Source organism: Microvirga zambiensis WSM3693 (assembly GCF_016735695.1).
GTDB classification, from domain to species: Bacteria; Pseudomonadota; Alphaproteobacteria; order Rhizobiales; family Beijerinckiaceae; genus Microvirga; species Microvirga zambiensis.
Window position 1 is genome coordinate 47,878 of record NZ_JAERQD010000004.1, and the last position, 14,214, is coordinate 62,091.

Genomic DNA, 14,214 nt, shown 5'->3' on the forward strand with positions numbered 1-14,214 from the left:
CAACATCTTTATCCTTGATTCTTTCACTGATCCGGAAACGCTTCCATCAACCGCCTGAGATCGCTGCTCAGCGCAGGCTCCATCCTTCGCCCGCCCGGCAATCCCTCCCAGGCCGCGATCAGCTCGCGCGGGGTCGCGCGCCAGAAGGTCTCAGGACTCCACCGCAGGATGCTCAAGGCCAGCGCCAGCGCGTCGTCCCAGGGGAAGGCATAGGGCTCGGATCGCGCATCCCCCGGCTCCGGACGATGCGCTAGAGAGGGTTCGGCGTTCCATCGCCTCCGCCGAAGGTCGTGACGAGAAGGTCCGCGAGCGCCGCCGCCACGGGCTCGAGGCCGTCGTGCAGCGGCAGGTTCGCCACCTCCGCATCGCTCATCGCATGTCCGCCGCCGCGCAGGGCGACGCGGAGCAGCGTGAGCAGGTCGCGGCTCGACAGGCGCCCCGTGCCGAAGCGCTCGCCGAGCGCCGCGAGATCCTGCACGCCGAAGGCGTCCTCCAGTTCCGCAAGCGCTCCCAAGGTGAGGCAGAGCGTGTAGCGCACCTCGCCGAGCTGCAGCGCCACCTCGCCGCGTCGTCTGTTGGGCATATGTTTTTCTTTCCGATTGAAGAAATCCCTTTCCGTCCTGGCCGGACTTGATCCGGCCACCCACGTCTTCGGAACAACTGCGCTGCAAAAGACGTGGATCCCCGGGACAAGCCCGGGGATGACGGAGGAAAGGGATTTAGGCGACAGGGTTAGCGCCTCGATCACATCGCCACGAACGCGAGCGCGCCTGCCGATTCGAACGCCATCTCGAAAGTGACCTCGCCGGCATGGTCGCCGCTATATTCGAGGCTCGTGATCTGGAACGGGCCTTCGATGTGGCCGAAATCGGGAATGACGATCTGGTAGGTGAGAATGTCGCCGTCGAAGAAGACCTGGCGCATGCGCGCGTCGGAAGCCTCGTCCTTGAACACGCCGGAGCCGGCGATCGAGGCGCGACGCACGCCAGTGCCGGCGAGAAGCTCGCGCCAGCGCCCGGCGGATTCAGCGTGGGTGACGTCGACGGTTTCGGCGTTGAACGCGATCTGGCGCGTGCGCAGGCCCGCCACGGTGACGAAGCCGTTGCCGCCGTCGCCGATCCTGATGAGCAGGTCCTTGCCCTTCTGTGCAGGCATGGGATGTCCTTATGATGAGTGGGGGAAAGAAGGTCCCCACTGTCATTCCGGGGCCGCGCAGCGGAGCCCGGAATCCATAAACTCGACGCCTCGAAAGCGAGCGCTTCGCATTGCGTCAAATTGTGTAATGTCAGTGGTTATGGATTCCGGGCTCGGCTCTGCGAGCCGCCCCGGAATGACAGTGTGTTAAAGTGTCTCGGTGTCACACAACCTCAGTCACCGCACGCAGGCTCACCGTGGCTCGTGTGAGCTGCGTGTCCTTGTCGCGCACGGAGGAAAGCGCCGTGACGCGCAGGTTGACGAGGCGATGGCCGTCGAGAGTGAGCGCCGCCTCGTCGAGGATGGCGGCGAAACGTTCGGCGGCGACAAGCGCCGTTCGCGCTCCGCCACGTTCGGACCAAACGACGATGCTCAAGCTCTGCTCGTGGCCGCGGTCGAGATCGGTCGACCAGTCGCTCGCGCTCACGTCGCCGAAGAGCGCATAGACCGGCTCGGCGGCGCGCGGCGGCTCGTCGTAGAGACGTAAACTGCCGCCCATCAGCGAACGCAGCTCCGCATCAGTGGATGCCACGTCGAGGATCGCGCGGCGCAGGGCCAGGATCGGGCTCGTCATGCCCGCATCTCCTCGACGAGGCAGACGAGATCGCGCTTCGATCCGTCGGGATCGGCGGCGGCGCGGATGGCGAAGCGGCGCAGTCCCGAGGTCAGGCGCATGGCGCCTGTCACACCCTCGCGATAGCGCAGGGTGATCCGGTGCGTGAGGCTCTGCTCGGGCCGGTCGGCGCGCACGCGCTCCGTGCCGGAGAGCATCTCGATGGCGCCCCAGAGCTGCGGCCCCGGCGCATAGGTGCGGATGATTCCGCCAAACCCGTCGGGGTGATCGAGCGGCAATTCGAGCACGAACCGGCGCGCCCTCGCACCGATGGAAAGAGATTTGGTTTTCATGGGAATATCTATGGAAAGGAGGTCAGTTTCCCATTGTCATTCCGGGGCGAGCGTAGCGAGAGCCCGGAATCCATAAACGCGACGTCTCAAGAAAGGGCGATCAGCGTTGCATCTCTTCCTTCACCGATTGTGGCTATGGATCCCGGGCTCCGCTGCGCGGCCCCGGGATGACAGTGGAACAGCGATCGTCAAAGCCGCGCCCGCTGAAACGGCGCGACCAGGGCGAAGGCTTCGGGCGGCAGGATCTGCTCGCCCGCCACGTCGCCGCGGTTCTCGAACCAATGGGCGACGAGGATGCGGATCGCGAGCCGCAGGGTCGCGGGCACTGCCTCGGCCGTCGTGCCGTAGCCCGCACGCAGCGCGATGGAGATGCCGTTGCGCGCTCGGCCCGGCTGCACCGGATCGAGCATCGCGACGCGCGGCGGATCGCTCATGAGATCGGTATCGTACGCACCGGCCGGCAGATCCGCCGCCGTGCCGGCGGCATCCGTCACCGCGATGCGCTCCACCGCGATCAGCGGCGAGAGCGGCAGCAGAACCGTGCCGCCGGCGGGCCAGGTGTCGAGCACCACGCGCCATTGCTGCTCGATCAGGATTTTTCGCGAGGCCGCCTCGACGGTCAGGCGCGCCGCCTTGACGAGGCCCGCGATCAGCTCATCCTGCGTGCCGTCGTCATCGTCGAGGCGAAGATAGGTTTTCATCTCGCCGAGCGTTACGGGCTCGACGGCGGGGCCGGCGATGAATATGGGAATCATCTTGAACGGGAATCCTTCGAAGTGATGAAACGTCTGGTCAGGCTCTGTCTTGTTGCCCTCGCCCTCGGCGCGCCTGGGGCGAACGCCATCGTCGGCGGTGGGGAGGACGATGGCCCCCTCGCCCGCTCGAGCGTGATGGTGCTGAGCTCGAACGGCGGCGTCTGCACCGCCGTGGTGCTGGCGAAGGACGTCGTCCTCACCGCCGCCCATTGCGTCACGGGCGCCGCCGAGCACCGGGTGCACTTTCGCGACGAGGCCGGCCAGCCGGAGCTGATCGTGCCTGCCGCCAAGGCCGTGCATCCCGGCTACAACGCCAAGGCCATCGAGACCCGGCAGCGCTCCGTCGATCTCGCCCTGGTGCGCATTCCGGAGTCCCTGCCCGCCCGGTTCGAGCGCGCGACGCTGAGCGCCGTCAAGGTCGCCGAGAACACGCCGGTGACCGTCGGCGGCTACGGGCTCTCCCGCGAGGGCGACGCCAAGACCTCCGGCACCTTCCGCACCGCGTCGCTCACCGCGGTCGAGCCCTACGGCCCGAGCCGCATCCTGCTCTGGGCGGAGGGCTCCGGCACCGCGAGCGCCTGCCAGGGCGATTCCGGCGGGCCGATGGCCTCAGGGGCCGCGGTCGCCGCGATCACGAGCTGGTCGTCGCCATCCAAGGGCCGCGGCTGCGGAGGCGTGACCCAGGGCATCCTGGTCGGCCCGCAGCGGGACTGGATCGACCGCATCCTGAAGGGCTGGAACCGCTCGGCCTCGTGGAGCGGGGGGTAGCGCGTCGTGTTTCCTCAACCATCGAGCAGCGACGAAGCCGACAATTGGATCCCCATCCCTCGCTTCGCTCGCCGGGGCTGAAACCCTCACCGTCATCCCCGGGCTTGTCCCGGGGACCAACGTCTTTGCAACGTCGCGCTTCCAAGACGTGGGTGGCCGCAACAAGTGCGGCCATGACGTGTAGGGTGCCATTCCTGGCGAGTGAGGGATCTATCGCCTCGAATGCGCCAACGCGCCACCATCATGCCTTCGTAGCGCCGTTAGAAATTCATAAGGCATAGGAACTATCCTGACGACTTGGCCTTGCCTAAACGTCCCGATTATCCCTCACGGCATCGGAATCCCATGCGCGCCCTGCCCGTCCTCGCCCTTGCCGTCTCTACGCTTTTCGCTCAGCCGGCCTCAGCGGTCCTGCAGGGTGCTCCCTCGCGCGACCCGAACGGCTTGCGACGCTCGGTCGTCTCCATCGAGAACTCCCTCGGCGAGCTCTGCTCGGGCGTGATCGTCGGGCCGGACCTGGTGCTCACCGCCGCCCATTGCGTGACGGATCGCGCCGCCTATCGCGTCGGCGCCCTCAACCGGGCCTTCCGGCCGCAGCGCTTCAACGTCGCCGCGCTCGCCATCCATCCCACCTTCGTGCCCGGCACGACGCCGCGCACGCAGCCCGGGATCGATCTCGCCATCGTGAAGCTCGATCGGCCGCTGGGGCCGGAATTCCTGCCCCTCGATCCATCCCAGGCGGGCCGGATCGATGTCGGCGACAACGTGACGATCGCCGGTTTCGGCGTATTGGACGAGCGCGCACGGCGCACGGCGCGCACCCTCCGCCAGACCAACCTGATCTCGCTCGGCCCCATCGAGGTCGCCAACCGGGTGCTGATCGTGGCCGACCGCAACCGGCTCGCGGAGACCACCGGCGCCGGCGCCTGCCGCGGCGATTCCGGCGGGCCGATCCTTGCTGCAACCTCGGCGGGCTACCGGCTCTACGGCATCACCAGCTGGTCGAGCGGGGCTTTGCGCAGCCCGCGCCCCAGCGCCTGCGGCGGCCTCACCGCCGTCACGCCCATCGCCGAGCATCTCGGCTGGATCACGTCGAGCATGCGCAGCCTTGCTTCGGCGAACGGGGCCTGGGCGGGGAATTAGGGGTCGTCGTCCCGTAACCTCCACGTCATGGCCGCACTTGTTGCGGCCACCTACGTCTTTGCACCGCGGCGGTTCCCAAGACGTGGGTCCCCGGGACAAGCCCGGGGATGACGGCGAGAGTGTCATTCCCGGCCGGAGATGGCATAGCCATCGGAGGGGAAGGGAATCCATCACGCCGAGCCTGATCGTGGATCCCCTTCCCTCGCTGCGCTCGCCGGGGATGACAGAAAGGGTTACGCCGCGAACTTCAACAGCTTGATCGCCGCGTAATCCTGCACGCCGCCGCCGACGCGCTTGGTGGTGTAGAACAGCACGTAGGGCTTGGCGGAATACGGATCGCGCAGCACGCGCATGCCGGCACGGTCGACGATGAGATAGCCGCGCTTGAAGTCGCCGAAGGCGACGGCACAGGCATTGGCCGCGATGTCCGGCATGTCCTCGGCCTCCACGACCGGGAAGCCCATCAGCGTCGCGGCTTGGCCGAGGCTTGCCGGCGGTGCCCAGAGATACTGGCCGTTGTCGTCCTTGAAGCGACGGATCGCGCTCTGCGTCTTGCGGTTCATGACGAAGGAGGCGTTCTGGCGATAGCCGGCCTTGAGGGTGTAGATCAGGTCGACGAGCACGTCGGAGGGATTGTCGGCCGGGAAGGTCGCGCCGCCGGTATTGACCGTGCCGAGCCGGCCCCATTCCCAGATCTCCTCCTCCACCTGCTCCACATCGAGAAAGCCCTTCGGCTTGTTGACGCCGTCGCCCTTCACGAAGGCGGTGCTCTCCTGCTCGGCGAAGGCGGATTCGACCTCCTCGGCGATCCAGCTTTCGATGTCGACCACCGCGTCGTCGAGGAGCGTCTGGGTCGCTGCCGGCATGGCGTAGAGTTCCATGGCCGGGAAGCTCATCTCGGCGAGCGTCGGGCTTGCAGTCTGCGGCCGCGCCGCCGTCTCGCCGACCCAGCCGCTGGCAGGGCCCGTGGTCGAGAAGGCGCGCTTGTACTGGCCGCCGGAAATCACCCGCACGGACGAGATGGCACGGATCGGCGACACGCCGGAGAGGCGGCGCAGCACATCGCGCTCGACGTTGTCGGGCACGAGATAGCCGCCGTCGGGGCCGGAGCCGGCGGAGAGCGCCTTCTCCTCAAGCCGCTTCAGGCCGGCGGCCTCGCCGGTGCGGATATAGGAATGGAACGCCGCCTTGTGCTCTCCTTTGGCAGGATCGCGCTCCGCATCCGTGCCGCGTCCGAGGGGCGGACGCGAGCGCTCCAGGGAGAGACGGTCGATGCGCCGCTTGGCGTCGTCGAGGGCCGTATCGATGCGGGCGAGCTTCTCCTCGTTCACCACGTCACCGGTGAGCCTCGTCTCGATCTGCGAGAGACGCGTGTCGTTGGTTTCCTTGAAGGCCTCGAAGGCACGGGCGAAATCCTCGAACGCCGAGGCGACGTCGTCGGATGCGGATTTGGTGTCTAAAATCTGGATCATCACAATCAATCGGTTTGAATAAAGACTTCAACGAAAAAGGCCCGCCGGAGGGCGGGCCCGTTTATTTCCCGGTGAGGGGAATACTTACATGCGCCGTGCCGTGTTGCGCGCCGACCGCGCGACCGTCGGTCCGGTCACCGCACCGACCGCACCGCCGGCGACCGCGCCGACAGGTCCTGCCACCGACCCGACGCCCGCGCCGACCGCAGCGCCGCCGACCCGTTCCTCCGTGGTGGTGCAGGCCGCAGCCGCAAGGCCGAGGAGCGCGACGAAAGCGAGCTTCTTCATGACAATCTCCCTAAACGCGCGGAGACGAGACACCTTCCTCATCGGAAAGGGCCCGCAGCTTTCCGCGTCCATGCGGGCGATTTTCTAACGCGCTCCCACGGACTAGGTTCAGGAAAATAGTCGAACCGCCGCCTTGCGGATGCTGGCGGCGAGCTTGGGCGCTTCCTTCACGCTCTCCACCCGCGCATCGGGCAGCATCGGGAAGGTCACGACGGAGATCTCCCACAGGTCGAGTTTTTCCAGGCGCCGCAGGCCGGTGGGCCGCTCCGCCCTCGCGCGCTCGACCCGGAAGCCGATGGAGAGCCCGTCGACCGCGCCGTCGCGCATCAGCGCGTGAATCTCCCGCGCGCGCTCCACGGCGAGGTTGAGCTTGCCGCGCACACGCAGGCCCCGCCGGTCCTCCTCGATGAGGATCCAGCGCCCGATGGGCTGCGCCGGATCGTGCTGCCAGAGCAGGCGCACGTCGCGCACGCCGCGCTTCTTCAGGCTGTCCACGAAAGCGCCGGGCATCACCACGTCCTTGCCGAGATCGGCGAGGCCGAACAGGCTGGCATAGCCTTCGAAGACACCGCCCGCATCGACCGCGCTCAGAGGCTCGGCGAGGAACTTGCGCTCGTAGATCGTCGCGAGACGCGGTTTCATCGCAGGGCTCCACGCGCTGTTCTCGGCGGTTTCGCATCGAGCTTTTCGAGCTGGCGCACGAAATCGCGGAACACCAGGGCCGCGCGGTGCTGCCCCTCCCGCGCGACCTTCGGTCGGCGTGGGGTGTGGGGCGTGGAACGGATCATGGGGAATCTCCGGAATGGCGGCGGTTGAAGAGGGACAGCTCGCGCACGAACGCATCGAACCGGCGGTTGGCCGCGAACAGGTCGCGCAGAGTCATGGCAAGCAAGGTGGAGGCCCCGCTCGCCCAGACGAACAGGGCGAGATGGGCAAGATCCCCGCGCCGGATGACGGCCTCGGTGATCTGATCGAACATGTTCATGATTTGTTCTCGCGAAAGAACTCCGTTGAGTGTTGTTGAGAAGCGTGTCGGCTTCCCTGAAGGCTATGCGCGAGGGCTGCGCAGGCACCCCAAGCCCGTCGTCATCCCGGACGAAGGGCAGCGAAGATCCGGGATCGTGCACAGGATGAGGCGCTGGAACCCTCTCCCCCCTTGTGAGGGAGAGTTGGAGAGGGGGGTGCTGGCGCCTGACCTTCATAGGCCTTCGCTCACACACCCCTCCCTAGCCCTCCCCCACAAGGAGGGAGGGGACATCCGCGCCACCCTCGTCCAACGATCCCGGATCTCGCTTCGCTCGTCCGGGACGACACCCTCTCACGTCATGGCTGGGCTTGTCCCGGCCATCCGATGCAGTGACGCGCGAGGCGTCAAAAAATCGAGATCACCGGCACTGATCCCCGGAACAAGTCCGGGGAGGTGATGACGGCGAGGATGGGATGATCGCCATCGCTTTCACCTCTGCCCGCCCTTCCCGCCCGCAGCGCGCCCGTAGCCCACGGCCTCGCGCTTCTCATCATCCGACAGGAACGCCGCCGCAGACACGCGCCGCCAGAGGCTTTCGCGTTCGTCCGCCAACGCCTCGATGGCGTCGAGATCGGGATCGAGCGTGAGCCTTTCGCCGAAAGCGGGCGCGAGCCAATGGGCCAGCGCCTCCGCAGTGCGCTTCACGAGCGGGATGATCGTCTGGCGGTAGAAGGCGCGGTTCGCTTCGGCGTAATTCGCATGCGTGCTGTCGCCGGGAAGGCCGAGCAGCAGCGGCGGCACGCCGAAGGCGAGCGCGATTTCGCGCGCGGCGGCGGCCTTGGCCTCGACGAAATCCATGTCCTTCGGCGAGAGCGAGAGCGGCCGCCAGTCGAGGCCACCCTCGAGGAGGAGCGGACGGCCGGCATTGGCAGCGCCCTGATAATTCGCTTCGAGTTCGACTTTCAGCCGGTCGAACTGCGCATCGGTGAGGCTTGCGCCGCCGACGACGAGCGCGCCGGAGGGACGCGCGGCGTTGTCGAGCAGCGCCTTGTTCCATGCGCCGGCCGCGTTGTGGATGTCGAGCGCGGTCGCCGCCGCTTCCATCGGCGAAAGGCCGTAATGATCGTCGGCCGGATGGAAGGGCGTCAGATGAAGGATCGGCGCCGATGGTTCGTCCTCGCGGATCGCGAAGCGCACGGTCTGCGTGCCGACCGCATATTCATAAGCCGCGGGCCAGCCGTCGGCATCGGGCACGACGCGCATGCGGTCGGGGCGCAGCGCATGGAGTTCATGCGGCACGCCGTCGATGCTCACCGCCTCCACATAGGCGTTGCCCGACACCATGAGATGGCCATAGAGGCTCTCGAGAAAACGCTGCCCGCCCTCGCGCGCATTCGGCCTGGCGAGAAGCGCGAGAAGCGCGTGCTCGGACAGCTCCCGGCCTCCGGCCTTGAGCACGAGCGGCAGCGCCGCCGCAGCCTCGCTCACCAGCCGCACGGCGCGGTGCACGACGGCATTCTTCTGAAAACCTTCGCGGGAGAGTGCCGCATAATCGCGCGGCGTCCACACGGCGCGCCCGGCGATGTAAAGCGCGATGGCGCTCTGCGTACGCGAGGCCTTGGCTTCAGGCGGCGCCTGCAGCCAGCGGGTCAATCGGTTGAGCATGAAGAGACTCCTGCCCTTTCGGGCATGAGGGGTTTGAGAGAGTGGAGTGATGACACCTCCCGCGTCATGGCCGCACTTGTTGCGGCCACCCACGCCTTGGGAACCGCAGCGCCACAAAGACGTGGGTCCCCGGAACAAGTCCGGGGATGACGACGGAGAGGATGACACTTTCTGCAATCGCAAACAGCAGAGCTGCCTCGCGCCGATTCAGATTGGCGACAACTTCCGCAGGCGGTGATGAAGATCGAGGCAGTTTCGGCCGTTTCGTCATTGGGACGTCACATGCCTTAGGGTAATCTCTAGGTGTTGCGGGGGCATACCCGACGACATTCACGCGCCAGCCGAGCTGGTTCTACCCCTCGGCTGGCGCGACCATTCAGTTTCTCGGGCTCTGTCGTCCTTTCCTATGGGGACGGCATGAGGCAGTTGGCGGGGCGGATCGGCACGGATGGACTGCCATCCGCCCCAGCCCTGCAGCGGAAACACCCTCACTTCACGCAATTTCTCAAGCATTTGCCGAACGCGGTCGTCGTCATCCCTCTTTCGCGCCGCGTTGACCCGAAAGGCTCACCCCATGAGGAGCGTTGAGGATCGGCCGCGAAGGCATAGCTTCATTGGACGTGGCTCCATTTCTTGCCCCTACGGGAGTCACGGCGCCCCGGCCGGAGACGTGCGTGAACACTCCCTTCGGCTGGGGCGTTCTAATTTTGTCACGCGTTCTGCTTCATATTTTTCGTCATCACCTCCCCGGACTTGATCCGGGGACCAGTGCCGGTGATCTCGCTTATGTGAGGCGCCTCGCTTTTTTGGATCGGGATGGCCGGCACAAGGCCGGCCATGACGTGACATCTGCAGATCGCTCACAGCACCCGCACCCGCGGCTCGCGTTTCTCGCGCAGCATCAGTTCGGTGAGTGCCCAGACGAGAGCGTCCATGCGGTCCGGCGAGCGGCCGGACGACAATCCGCCCGGTCCGAAATCGCAGAGCTCGTCCTCGAGTTCGGGAAACGCGCCCACATGGCGCACGCGGCTCTGCGCATAGAGCACGGAGACCGGCTCGGCGCGCAGATACTTGCCGCGCGTCGCGCGCACGCTCACCACGGGCACGGCGGAATCCACCTCGCGGATCACGCTACTCGCCATCTCGCCGCCCTGGTTCGTCTCGACGACGAGCGCATCGGCCTCGAGCCGGCGATAGAGCGCAACGGCTTTTTGCGCCCATTCGGGCGGTTTCAATCCGGATGCGCTCGCATCTGCCAAAACATAGGCGACGCCGCCCTCGCCCATACCAACCGCGACGATGCCGCAGGCATCCGCGCGCTTCGAGGACGAGGCCGGCGGATCGATTGCGACGACGATGCGCATCAGCGGCGGCGCCGCATCGACGCGGTTGCTTTCGATCATGTCGCGCGTCCAGAGCGCGTCGGGCCGATCCTCGACGATGTCGCCGTCGAGTTCCTGCCGCCCGAGCCGCGTGCCGGCATAGCGGCGCAGCACGTTGTCGAGAAAGACCGGCGCCAGGTTTTCCGCATTGTCGGCCGTGCGCATCCGCGAGACCGCAACCTGCGGATCGGCGAGAAGGCGCTTCAGCAGCGGGATCGGCCGCGGCGTCGTGGTCACCATCTGGCGCGGATGAAACCCGAGGCGCAGCCCGAACTGCAGCATGTCCCAGGTCTCCTCCACGTGCTTCCATTTGGCGAGTTCGTCCGCCCATGCGGCCTCGAATTGCGGGCCGCGCAGGGAATCCGGATCTTCAGCCGAGAACACCTGCGCTGTCGCGCCGTTCGGCCATTCGAGCTTGCGCAGGGACGGCGACCAGGCCGGGCGCTCGCGCCGGTCATGAATGGCGAGGATGCCGGCCGGCCCCTCGATCATCACGTTGCGGGCGTCAGAGAAAGTCTCGCCGACGAGCGCGATGCGCCGCGACGAGCCTTGCGCGAAGTCGGGATCGCCGAGCGCGATTCCGCGCACCCATTCGGCGCCGGCGCGGGTCTTGCCCGCGCCGCGTCCGCCGAGCATGAGCCAGATCGTCCAGGGTTCGTGCACGCGGGCGAGGCCCGGCAGGCGCTGCTCGGGCCGGCAGCGCACGGGCCAGTGTCGAACCATCCGGTCGAGATCGTCCTCAGACCAGGAGGCCGTCGCGTCCGCGAGCCTCCTCCTCCGCGATAACCCGGTCAAGATAGTGAGCAAGTTCGTCGCGCAACTCGTGGATGCTGCGACGGGGTCTGTCGTTGGATTGCTCGTGTTCATCGAGCTTTGAGCCTTCCTTGTCCAGAAGGGCCCGGGCGGCTGCCAGCGTCCTGGCAAGGGAGGCGAGCCTCCGGGCCGTCTTGTCGTGATCCTTGGCGCGCCCTCGCCGCTGCTCGTCCATGAGCGCATCGATCTGCGCCCGCGTCGCCTGCGCCAGAGCGCGCGCCGCGTCGTTCAGAGAGGCCGTCGCGGCCATCGCGAGGCCGGCAACGCCGCCCTGGTCCTTTGCGGCCTTGCTCAGCGCATGCTGCTCCAACACCGCATGACGCGGCGGCCAGCCCCAGCGCTCGCGCATCCGCACGAAGGTGCTCGCGCCGACACCGAGCAGTTGCTGGATGTCCGGCAGATGCTTCTCGGGCGATCGCGCATACCACTCCCACGCCTGCTGCTTCACATCGTCGGAAACTTCGATTCTCTGACGCATGGATACGGCCAATAAAAAACCGCCCAAGCGGGGCTTGAGCGGCGGAGGTTACCGACCGGATGAATGCGGCGGGGGGCTTCATTCACACCTCGTCAGTGTTCACGTTTTGTACTCTAAGAGCGTCGCGCTGTCAAGCCGGATTCGTCCGGCGGGGCGCGAACTTCGAAAAGCCTTACGCGCCAAGGGCTAGGCCGAGACCCGTTCGCCGCCTGTTCCTCCCGATCAGGAAATTATGGATAATGTGACGCGTATCTGGGGCCAAAATCAGAACAGGAGGCCAATGAACAGGAAACCTTTCTTTGGTTCCCCCGCGCGACAATTTCGCCCCTGATTCACCGTAAAATCCTTGAGGCCTCTAGGTTTGGGAGCCGTGAAACGCGAGCTCCACGACCACCATCTCATGATCCGAGACCGGCCTGCCCTCCGCGTCCGCCGCGGGCAGGGTCCGCGGCGCGCTCGCCTCGAGCCCGCGCACGACGATCCAATCGAGCTTGCCGTAAGGCGGGCTGTGCTTGTCCGAAGGACCCGGCGCCTGAGTCGGAACCGCAAGATTCGCGGCGCGCCATTCGAAGCCGGCCGCGCGCAGGTCGGCGAAGAGCGGCTCGTAACGCTCGGGCGAATCGAGAACGAGCTCGCGCTCGTCTTCGCCCCGCGGCAGCGCCTTGGTGTTGAAGTCGCCGCCGATGACGCAGGCCTCGTTCGGCGCGATGGAATCGAGGCCGCGCAGCAAGGCGGCGATCTGAGCCTGCCGGTCGGCCGGATCGGTCTTGCTTTCGAGATGGGTGCTCACGAGCCAGAGGGGTTTTGGCGCCTCCGCCACGCGGGCGGCGAGCGCCATGCGCCCGCCGATCCGGTGCTGGGCTTGCTTGATGCCGTGAAACCACAGGCCGTTTTCCTCCAGCCGGATCAGGTGCGGCGCTTCCAGTGCCAGCGCGGTCGCGATGCCGTTGCCGTGGAGGCTCGACGCATTGCGCGCACCTTCATGGCGGCGAATCTCCTCCTCGCTGCCGAGATCGAGTTCCACGAACTCGACGCCGTAGAGATAGCCCTGCCCCGTCCCGGCCACGAGGTCGCGCAGGTTGTGCGCATTGCCGGAGCGCGCCATGCCGAGATCGACTTCGCTCAGGAGCGTCGCATGGGCGCCTGTCCGCTCGATCAGCCCTCGCACTGCAGGCCGGTCGCGGAGCCGCTCCGCATTCAGCGCCGCGATCCGCAAGCGTCCCGGCCACGGAAGCCGCGCGGCAGGAGGCATGCCCTCAATGGCGTGGAAGGCCGGCAGGCGTTGCAGGAACGGATCCTGGCTCCCCTGCGGCAGCCGCGATGCGGCGCGCGCCTCCTCCAGAGAACCTTCATCCGGTGCCTCGATCTGCGGGACGATCCGGTCGACGATGGCGCGCATGTGGTCGGGTCCCTTCCCGGCAGGAAACATCGAAAATATTTCGAAATTCGAGCGAATTAGGGCGCTGCCCCCCTTGCCTGAAAGCCAAGTCTCGGGAATCTTTTAGCTTGGCCTTAGGAACTTTTGGGTACCTAAAAGGTTCATCGTCCGCATCCAAGCTTCGCCGGGAGGAAGCCCATGTTCTTTTGGGCTGCTGTTGTTGCGCTCGTCACGGGCGCTTTCGCTTATGTGGGCGACTACTCTTCCACTCTCGTCAACATTGCCGAAATCGGCGGCGTGATCCTCCTGTTCACGCTCGTCTGCGCGGCTGAAGTGTTCAGCATTCCCAAGAATCCCGCGCTCGACAAGAACCACGCCTCCGAGTCCTGAGAGACTGGCCCATATAGGGCGTCCCCCTAGACCTCATCCTGAGGGCCGCCAAAGGCGGCGTCTCGAAGGACGAGGGCGTCTCCAGTGCCCTCTGGATCCTCCTTCGAGACGGTCGCTGCGCGACCTCCTCAGGATGAGGCGAGAGGTCTATGAGGCAGCTTCGGGGGATGCTGCCCTTCCCCACGTCACATCGGCGGCATCCGCTCGAAGGCCGGTAGGTTGGGATCGATGCGATCCCAGGCGTGGCCGCTCGCGGTGTAGAACACCATCTGCGGCCTGTACCTGCCGGGGTCGTCGAGGCTCGCCGCGCGCACGACGAACACATCCGGCGCAACGGCCACCGTCATGTAGACCGGCGAGCCGCAGGTCGGACAGAAGGCGCGGGTCTTCGCCTTGCCGCTGTCGCCCACCATGTCCCATTGCGTCGCCTCTCCCGTGACCGTCACGCCGGAGCGCGGGAAAGTCAGATGCGAGCCATGCCCGGTGCCGCTCTCCCGCTGGCAGTCGCGGCATTGGCAATCGGTCATCACGATCGGCTCGCAGGAGATCTCGTAGCGGATCGCGCCGCAGGCGCATCCGCCGGTATAGGGTGTGGTCATATCGCTTTCCTTCGGT

18 protein-coding genes and 1 pseudogene are annotated in these 14,214 nt (G+C 66.5%); 3 read left to right on the forward strand and 16 right to left on the reverse strand.

Annotated features, from left to right (window positions below; genetic code table 11):
• Positions 1-23: 23 nt before the first annotated feature.
• From JKL46_RS04875 to JKL46_RS04900, 6 genes and pseudogenes are all read right to left on the reverse strand, one after another.
• Positions 24-194, reverse strand: a pseudogene (locus tag JKL46_RS04875) (phage tail assembly chaperone); the annotation flags it as partial.
• Between the two features lie 56 nt (positions 195-250).
• Positions 251-583: a gene transfer agent family protein gene (locus tag JKL46_RS04880; RefSeq protein ID WP_201830342.1), complete on the reverse strand. Its 333-nt coding sequence runs from the start codon at positions 581-583 to the stop codon at positions 251-253.
• 161 nt (positions 584-744) lie between these two features.
• Positions 745-1,155, reverse strand: a complete 411-nt coding sequence (locus JKL46_RS04885; RefSeq protein WP_201830344.1) for a phage major tail protein, TP901-1 family — start codon at positions 1,153-1,155, stop codon at positions 745-747.
• 202 nt (positions 1,156-1,357) lie between these two features.
• Positions 1,358-1,768 (reverse strand): DUF3168 domain-containing protein, encoded by a 411-nt coding sequence (locus JKL46_RS04890; RefSeq protein WP_201830346.1) that lies wholly within the window; start codon positions 1,766-1,768, stop codon positions 1,358-1,360.
• Complete coding sequence (locus JKL46_RS04895; RefSeq protein WP_201830348.1) at positions 1,765-2,100, reverse strand: phage head closure protein; 336 nt, start codon at positions 2,098-2,100, stop codon at positions 1,765-1,767. The genes JKL46_RS04890 and JKL46_RS04895 overlap by 4 nt, the downstream gene beginning before the upstream one ends.
• Before the next feature lie 188 nt (positions 2,101-2,288).
• A complete protein-coding gene (locus JKL46_RS04900) occupies positions 2,289-2,855 on the reverse strand; it encodes a head-tail connector protein (protein WP_201830351.1) in 567 nt (188 codons plus the stop codon).
• 24 nt (positions 2,856-2,879) lie between these two features.
• Between JKL46_RS04900 and JKL46_RS04905 the strand changes: the two genes are divergently transcribed.
• Both JKL46_RS04905 and JKL46_RS04910 read left to right on the forward strand, forming a co-directional pair.
• A complete protein-coding gene (locus JKL46_RS04905) occupies positions 2,880-3,623 on the forward strand; it encodes a S1 family peptidase (protein WP_201830629.1) in 744 nt (247 codons plus the stop codon).
• Between the two features lie 345 nt (positions 3,624-3,968).
• Positions 3,969-4,766 carry a S1 family peptidase gene (locus JKL46_RS04910; protein WP_201830354.1) on the forward strand — a complete coding sequence of 266 codons (798 nt, stop codon included), beginning with the start codon at positions 3,969-3,971 and terminating at the stop codon, positions 4,764-4,766.
• 233 nt (positions 4,767-4,999) lie between these two features.
• Here JKL46_RS04910 and JKL46_RS04915 read toward each other — a convergent pair whose 3' ends face one another.
• The 9 genes from JKL46_RS04915 to JKL46_RS04955 all read right to left on the reverse strand — a co-directional run bounded on the left by JKL46_RS04915 (position 5,000) and on the right by JKL46_RS04955 (position 13,230).
• On the reverse strand, positions 5,000-6,238 hold the full coding sequence (locus tag JKL46_RS04915; protein ID WP_201830356.1) for a phage major capsid protein: 1,239 nt from the start codon (positions 6,236-6,238) through the stop codon (positions 5,000-5,002).
• Between the two features lie 84 nt (positions 6,239-6,322).
• The gene (locus JKL46_RS04920; protein ID WP_201830358.1) at positions 6,323-6,526 is read right to left on the reverse strand and encodes a hypothetical protein; all 204 of its coding nucleotides are present in this window, start codon (positions 6,524-6,526) and stop codon (positions 6,323-6,325) included.
• A gap of 108 nt (positions 6,527-6,634) precedes the next feature.
• Positions 6,635-7,168 carry an HK97 family phage prohead protease gene (locus tag JKL46_RS04925; protein ID WP_201830360.1) on the reverse strand — a complete coding sequence of 178 codons (534 nt, stop codon included), beginning with the start codon at positions 7,166-7,168 and terminating at the stop codon, positions 6,635-6,637.
• Entirely contained in the window at positions 7,165-7,314 is a 150-nt protein-coding gene (locus tag JKL46_RS04930) for a hypothetical protein (RefSeq protein WP_201830362.1), read from the reverse strand. Before JKL46_RS04930 ends, JKL46_RS04925 begins: the two co-directional genes overlap by 4 nt.
• Positions 7,311-7,511, reverse strand: coding sequence for a hypothetical protein (locus tag JKL46_RS04935; protein ID WP_201830364.1), 201 nt, complete (start codon positions 7,509-7,511; stop codon positions 7,311-7,313). Before JKL46_RS04935 ends, JKL46_RS04930 begins: the two co-directional genes overlap by 4 nt.
• A gap of 471 nt (positions 7,512-7,982) precedes the next feature.
• Positions 7,983-9,158, reverse strand: coding sequence for a phage portal protein (locus JKL46_RS04940; protein ID WP_201830366.1), 1,176 nt, complete (start codon positions 9,156-9,158; stop codon positions 7,983-7,985).
• An 860-nt stretch (positions 9,159-10,018) separates the two neighbouring features.
• The gene (locus tag JKL46_RS04945) at positions 10,019-11,263 is read right to left on the reverse strand and encodes a DNA-packaging protein (RefSeq protein WP_246529157.1); all 1,245 of its coding nucleotides are present in this window, start codon (positions 11,261-11,263) and stop codon (positions 10,019-10,021) included.
• 16 nt (positions 11,264-11,279) lie between these two features.
• Positions 11,280-11,831 (reverse strand): hypothetical protein, encoded by a 552-nt coding sequence (locus JKL46_RS04950; protein ID WP_201830368.1) that lies wholly within the window; start codon positions 11,829-11,831, stop codon positions 11,280-11,282.
• A gap of 355 nt (positions 11,832-12,186) precedes the next feature.
• Positions 12,187-13,230, reverse strand: a complete 1,044-nt coding sequence (locus tag JKL46_RS04955) for an endonuclease/exonuclease/phosphatase family protein (protein ID WP_201830376.1) — start codon at positions 13,228-13,230, stop codon at positions 12,187-12,189.
• 177 nt (positions 13,231-13,407) lie between these two features.
• Here JKL46_RS04955 and JKL46_RS04960 point away from each other — a divergent pair, with 177 nt between their 5' ends.
• On the forward strand, positions 13,408-13,599 hold the full coding sequence (locus tag JKL46_RS04960) for a hypothetical protein (RefSeq protein WP_201830384.1): 192 nt from the start codon (positions 13,408-13,410) through the stop codon (positions 13,597-13,599).
• Between the two features lie 185 nt (positions 13,600-13,784).
• On the opposite strand, the gene JKL46_RS04965 is transcribed toward JKL46_RS04960, so the two are convergent.
• Positions 13,785-14,198: a GFA family protein gene (locus tag JKL46_RS04965; protein ID WP_201830386.1), complete on the reverse strand. Its 414-nt coding sequence runs from the start codon at positions 14,196-14,198 to the stop codon at positions 13,785-13,787.
• Positions 14,199-14,214: the final 16 nt, after the last annotated feature.

What these genes read in the sequence shown, in the direction of transcription:
- JKL46_RS04880 (WP_201830342.1), bottom strand. Translation starts at nt 583, where the DNA reads ATGCCCAACAGACGACGCGGCGAGGTGGCGCTGCAGCTCGGCGAGGTG.
- JKL46_RS04885 (WP_201830344.1), bottom strand. Translation starts at nt 1,155, where the DNA reads ATGCCTGCACAGAAGGGCAAGGACCTGCTCATCAGGATCGGCGACGGC.
- JKL46_RS04890 (WP_201830346.1), bottom strand. Translation starts at nt 1,768, where the DNA reads ATGACGAGCCCGATCCTGGCCCTGCGCCGCGCGATCCTCGACGTGGCA.
- JKL46_RS04895 (WP_201830348.1), bottom strand. Translation starts at nt 2,100, where the DNA reads ATGAAAACCAAATCTCTTTCCATCGGTGCGAGGGCGCGCCGGTTCGTG.
- JKL46_RS04900 (WP_201830351.1), bottom strand. Translation starts at nt 2,855, where the DNA reads ATGATTCCCATATTCATCGCCGGCCCCGCCGTCGAGCCCGTAACGCTC.
- JKL46_RS04905 (WP_201830629.1), top strand. Translation starts at nt 2,880, where the DNA reads ATGAAACGTCTGGTCAGGCTCTGTCTTGTTGCCCTCGCCCTCGGCGCG.
- JKL46_RS04910 (WP_201830354.1), top strand. Translation starts at nt 3,969, where the DNA reads ATGCGCGCCCTGCCCGTCCTCGCCCTTGCCGTCTCTACGCTTTTCGCT.
- JKL46_RS04915 (WP_201830356.1), bottom strand. Translation starts at nt 6,238, where the DNA reads ATGATCCAGATTTTAGACACCAAATCCGCATCCGACGACGTCGCCTCG.
- JKL46_RS04920 (WP_201830358.1), bottom strand. Translation starts at nt 6,526, where the DNA reads ATGAAGAAGCTCGCTTTCGTCGCGCTCCTCGGCCTTGCGGCTGCGGCC.
- JKL46_RS04925 (WP_201830360.1), bottom strand. Translation starts at nt 7,168, where the DNA reads ATGAAACCGCGTCTCGCGACGATCTACGAGCGCAAGTTCCTCGCCGAG.
- JKL46_RS04930 (WP_201830362.1), bottom strand. Translation starts at nt 7,314, where the DNA reads ATGATCCGTTCCACGCCCCACACCCCACGCCGACCGAAGGTCGCGCGG.
- JKL46_RS04935 (WP_201830364.1), bottom strand. Translation starts at nt 7,511, where the DNA reads ATGAACATGTTCGATCAGATCACCGAGGCCGTCATCCGGCGCGGGGAT.
- JKL46_RS04940 (WP_201830366.1), bottom strand. Translation starts at nt 9,158, where the DNA reads ATGCTCAACCGATTGACCCGCTGGCTGCAGGCGCCGCCTGAAGCCAAG.
- JKL46_RS04945 (WP_246529157.1), bottom strand. Translation starts at nt 11,263, where the DNA reads ATGGTTCGACACTGGCCCGTGCGCTGCCGGCCCGAGCAGCGCCTGCCG.
- JKL46_RS04950 (WP_201830368.1), bottom strand. Translation starts at nt 11,831, where the DNA reads ATGCGTCAGAGAATCGAAGTTTCCGACGATGTGAAGCAGCAGGCGTGG.
- JKL46_RS04955 (WP_201830376.1), bottom strand. Translation starts at nt 13,230, where the DNA reads ATGCGCGCCATCGTCGACCGGATCGTCCCGCAGATCGAGGCACCGGAT.
- JKL46_RS04960 (WP_201830384.1), top strand. Translation starts at nt 13,408, where the DNA reads ATGTTCTTTTGGGCTGCTGTTGTTGCGCTCGTCACGGGCGCTTTCGCT.
- JKL46_RS04965 (WP_201830386.1), bottom strand. Translation starts at nt 14,198, where the DNA reads ATGACCACACCCTATACCGGCGGATGCGCCTGCGGCGCGATCCGCTAC.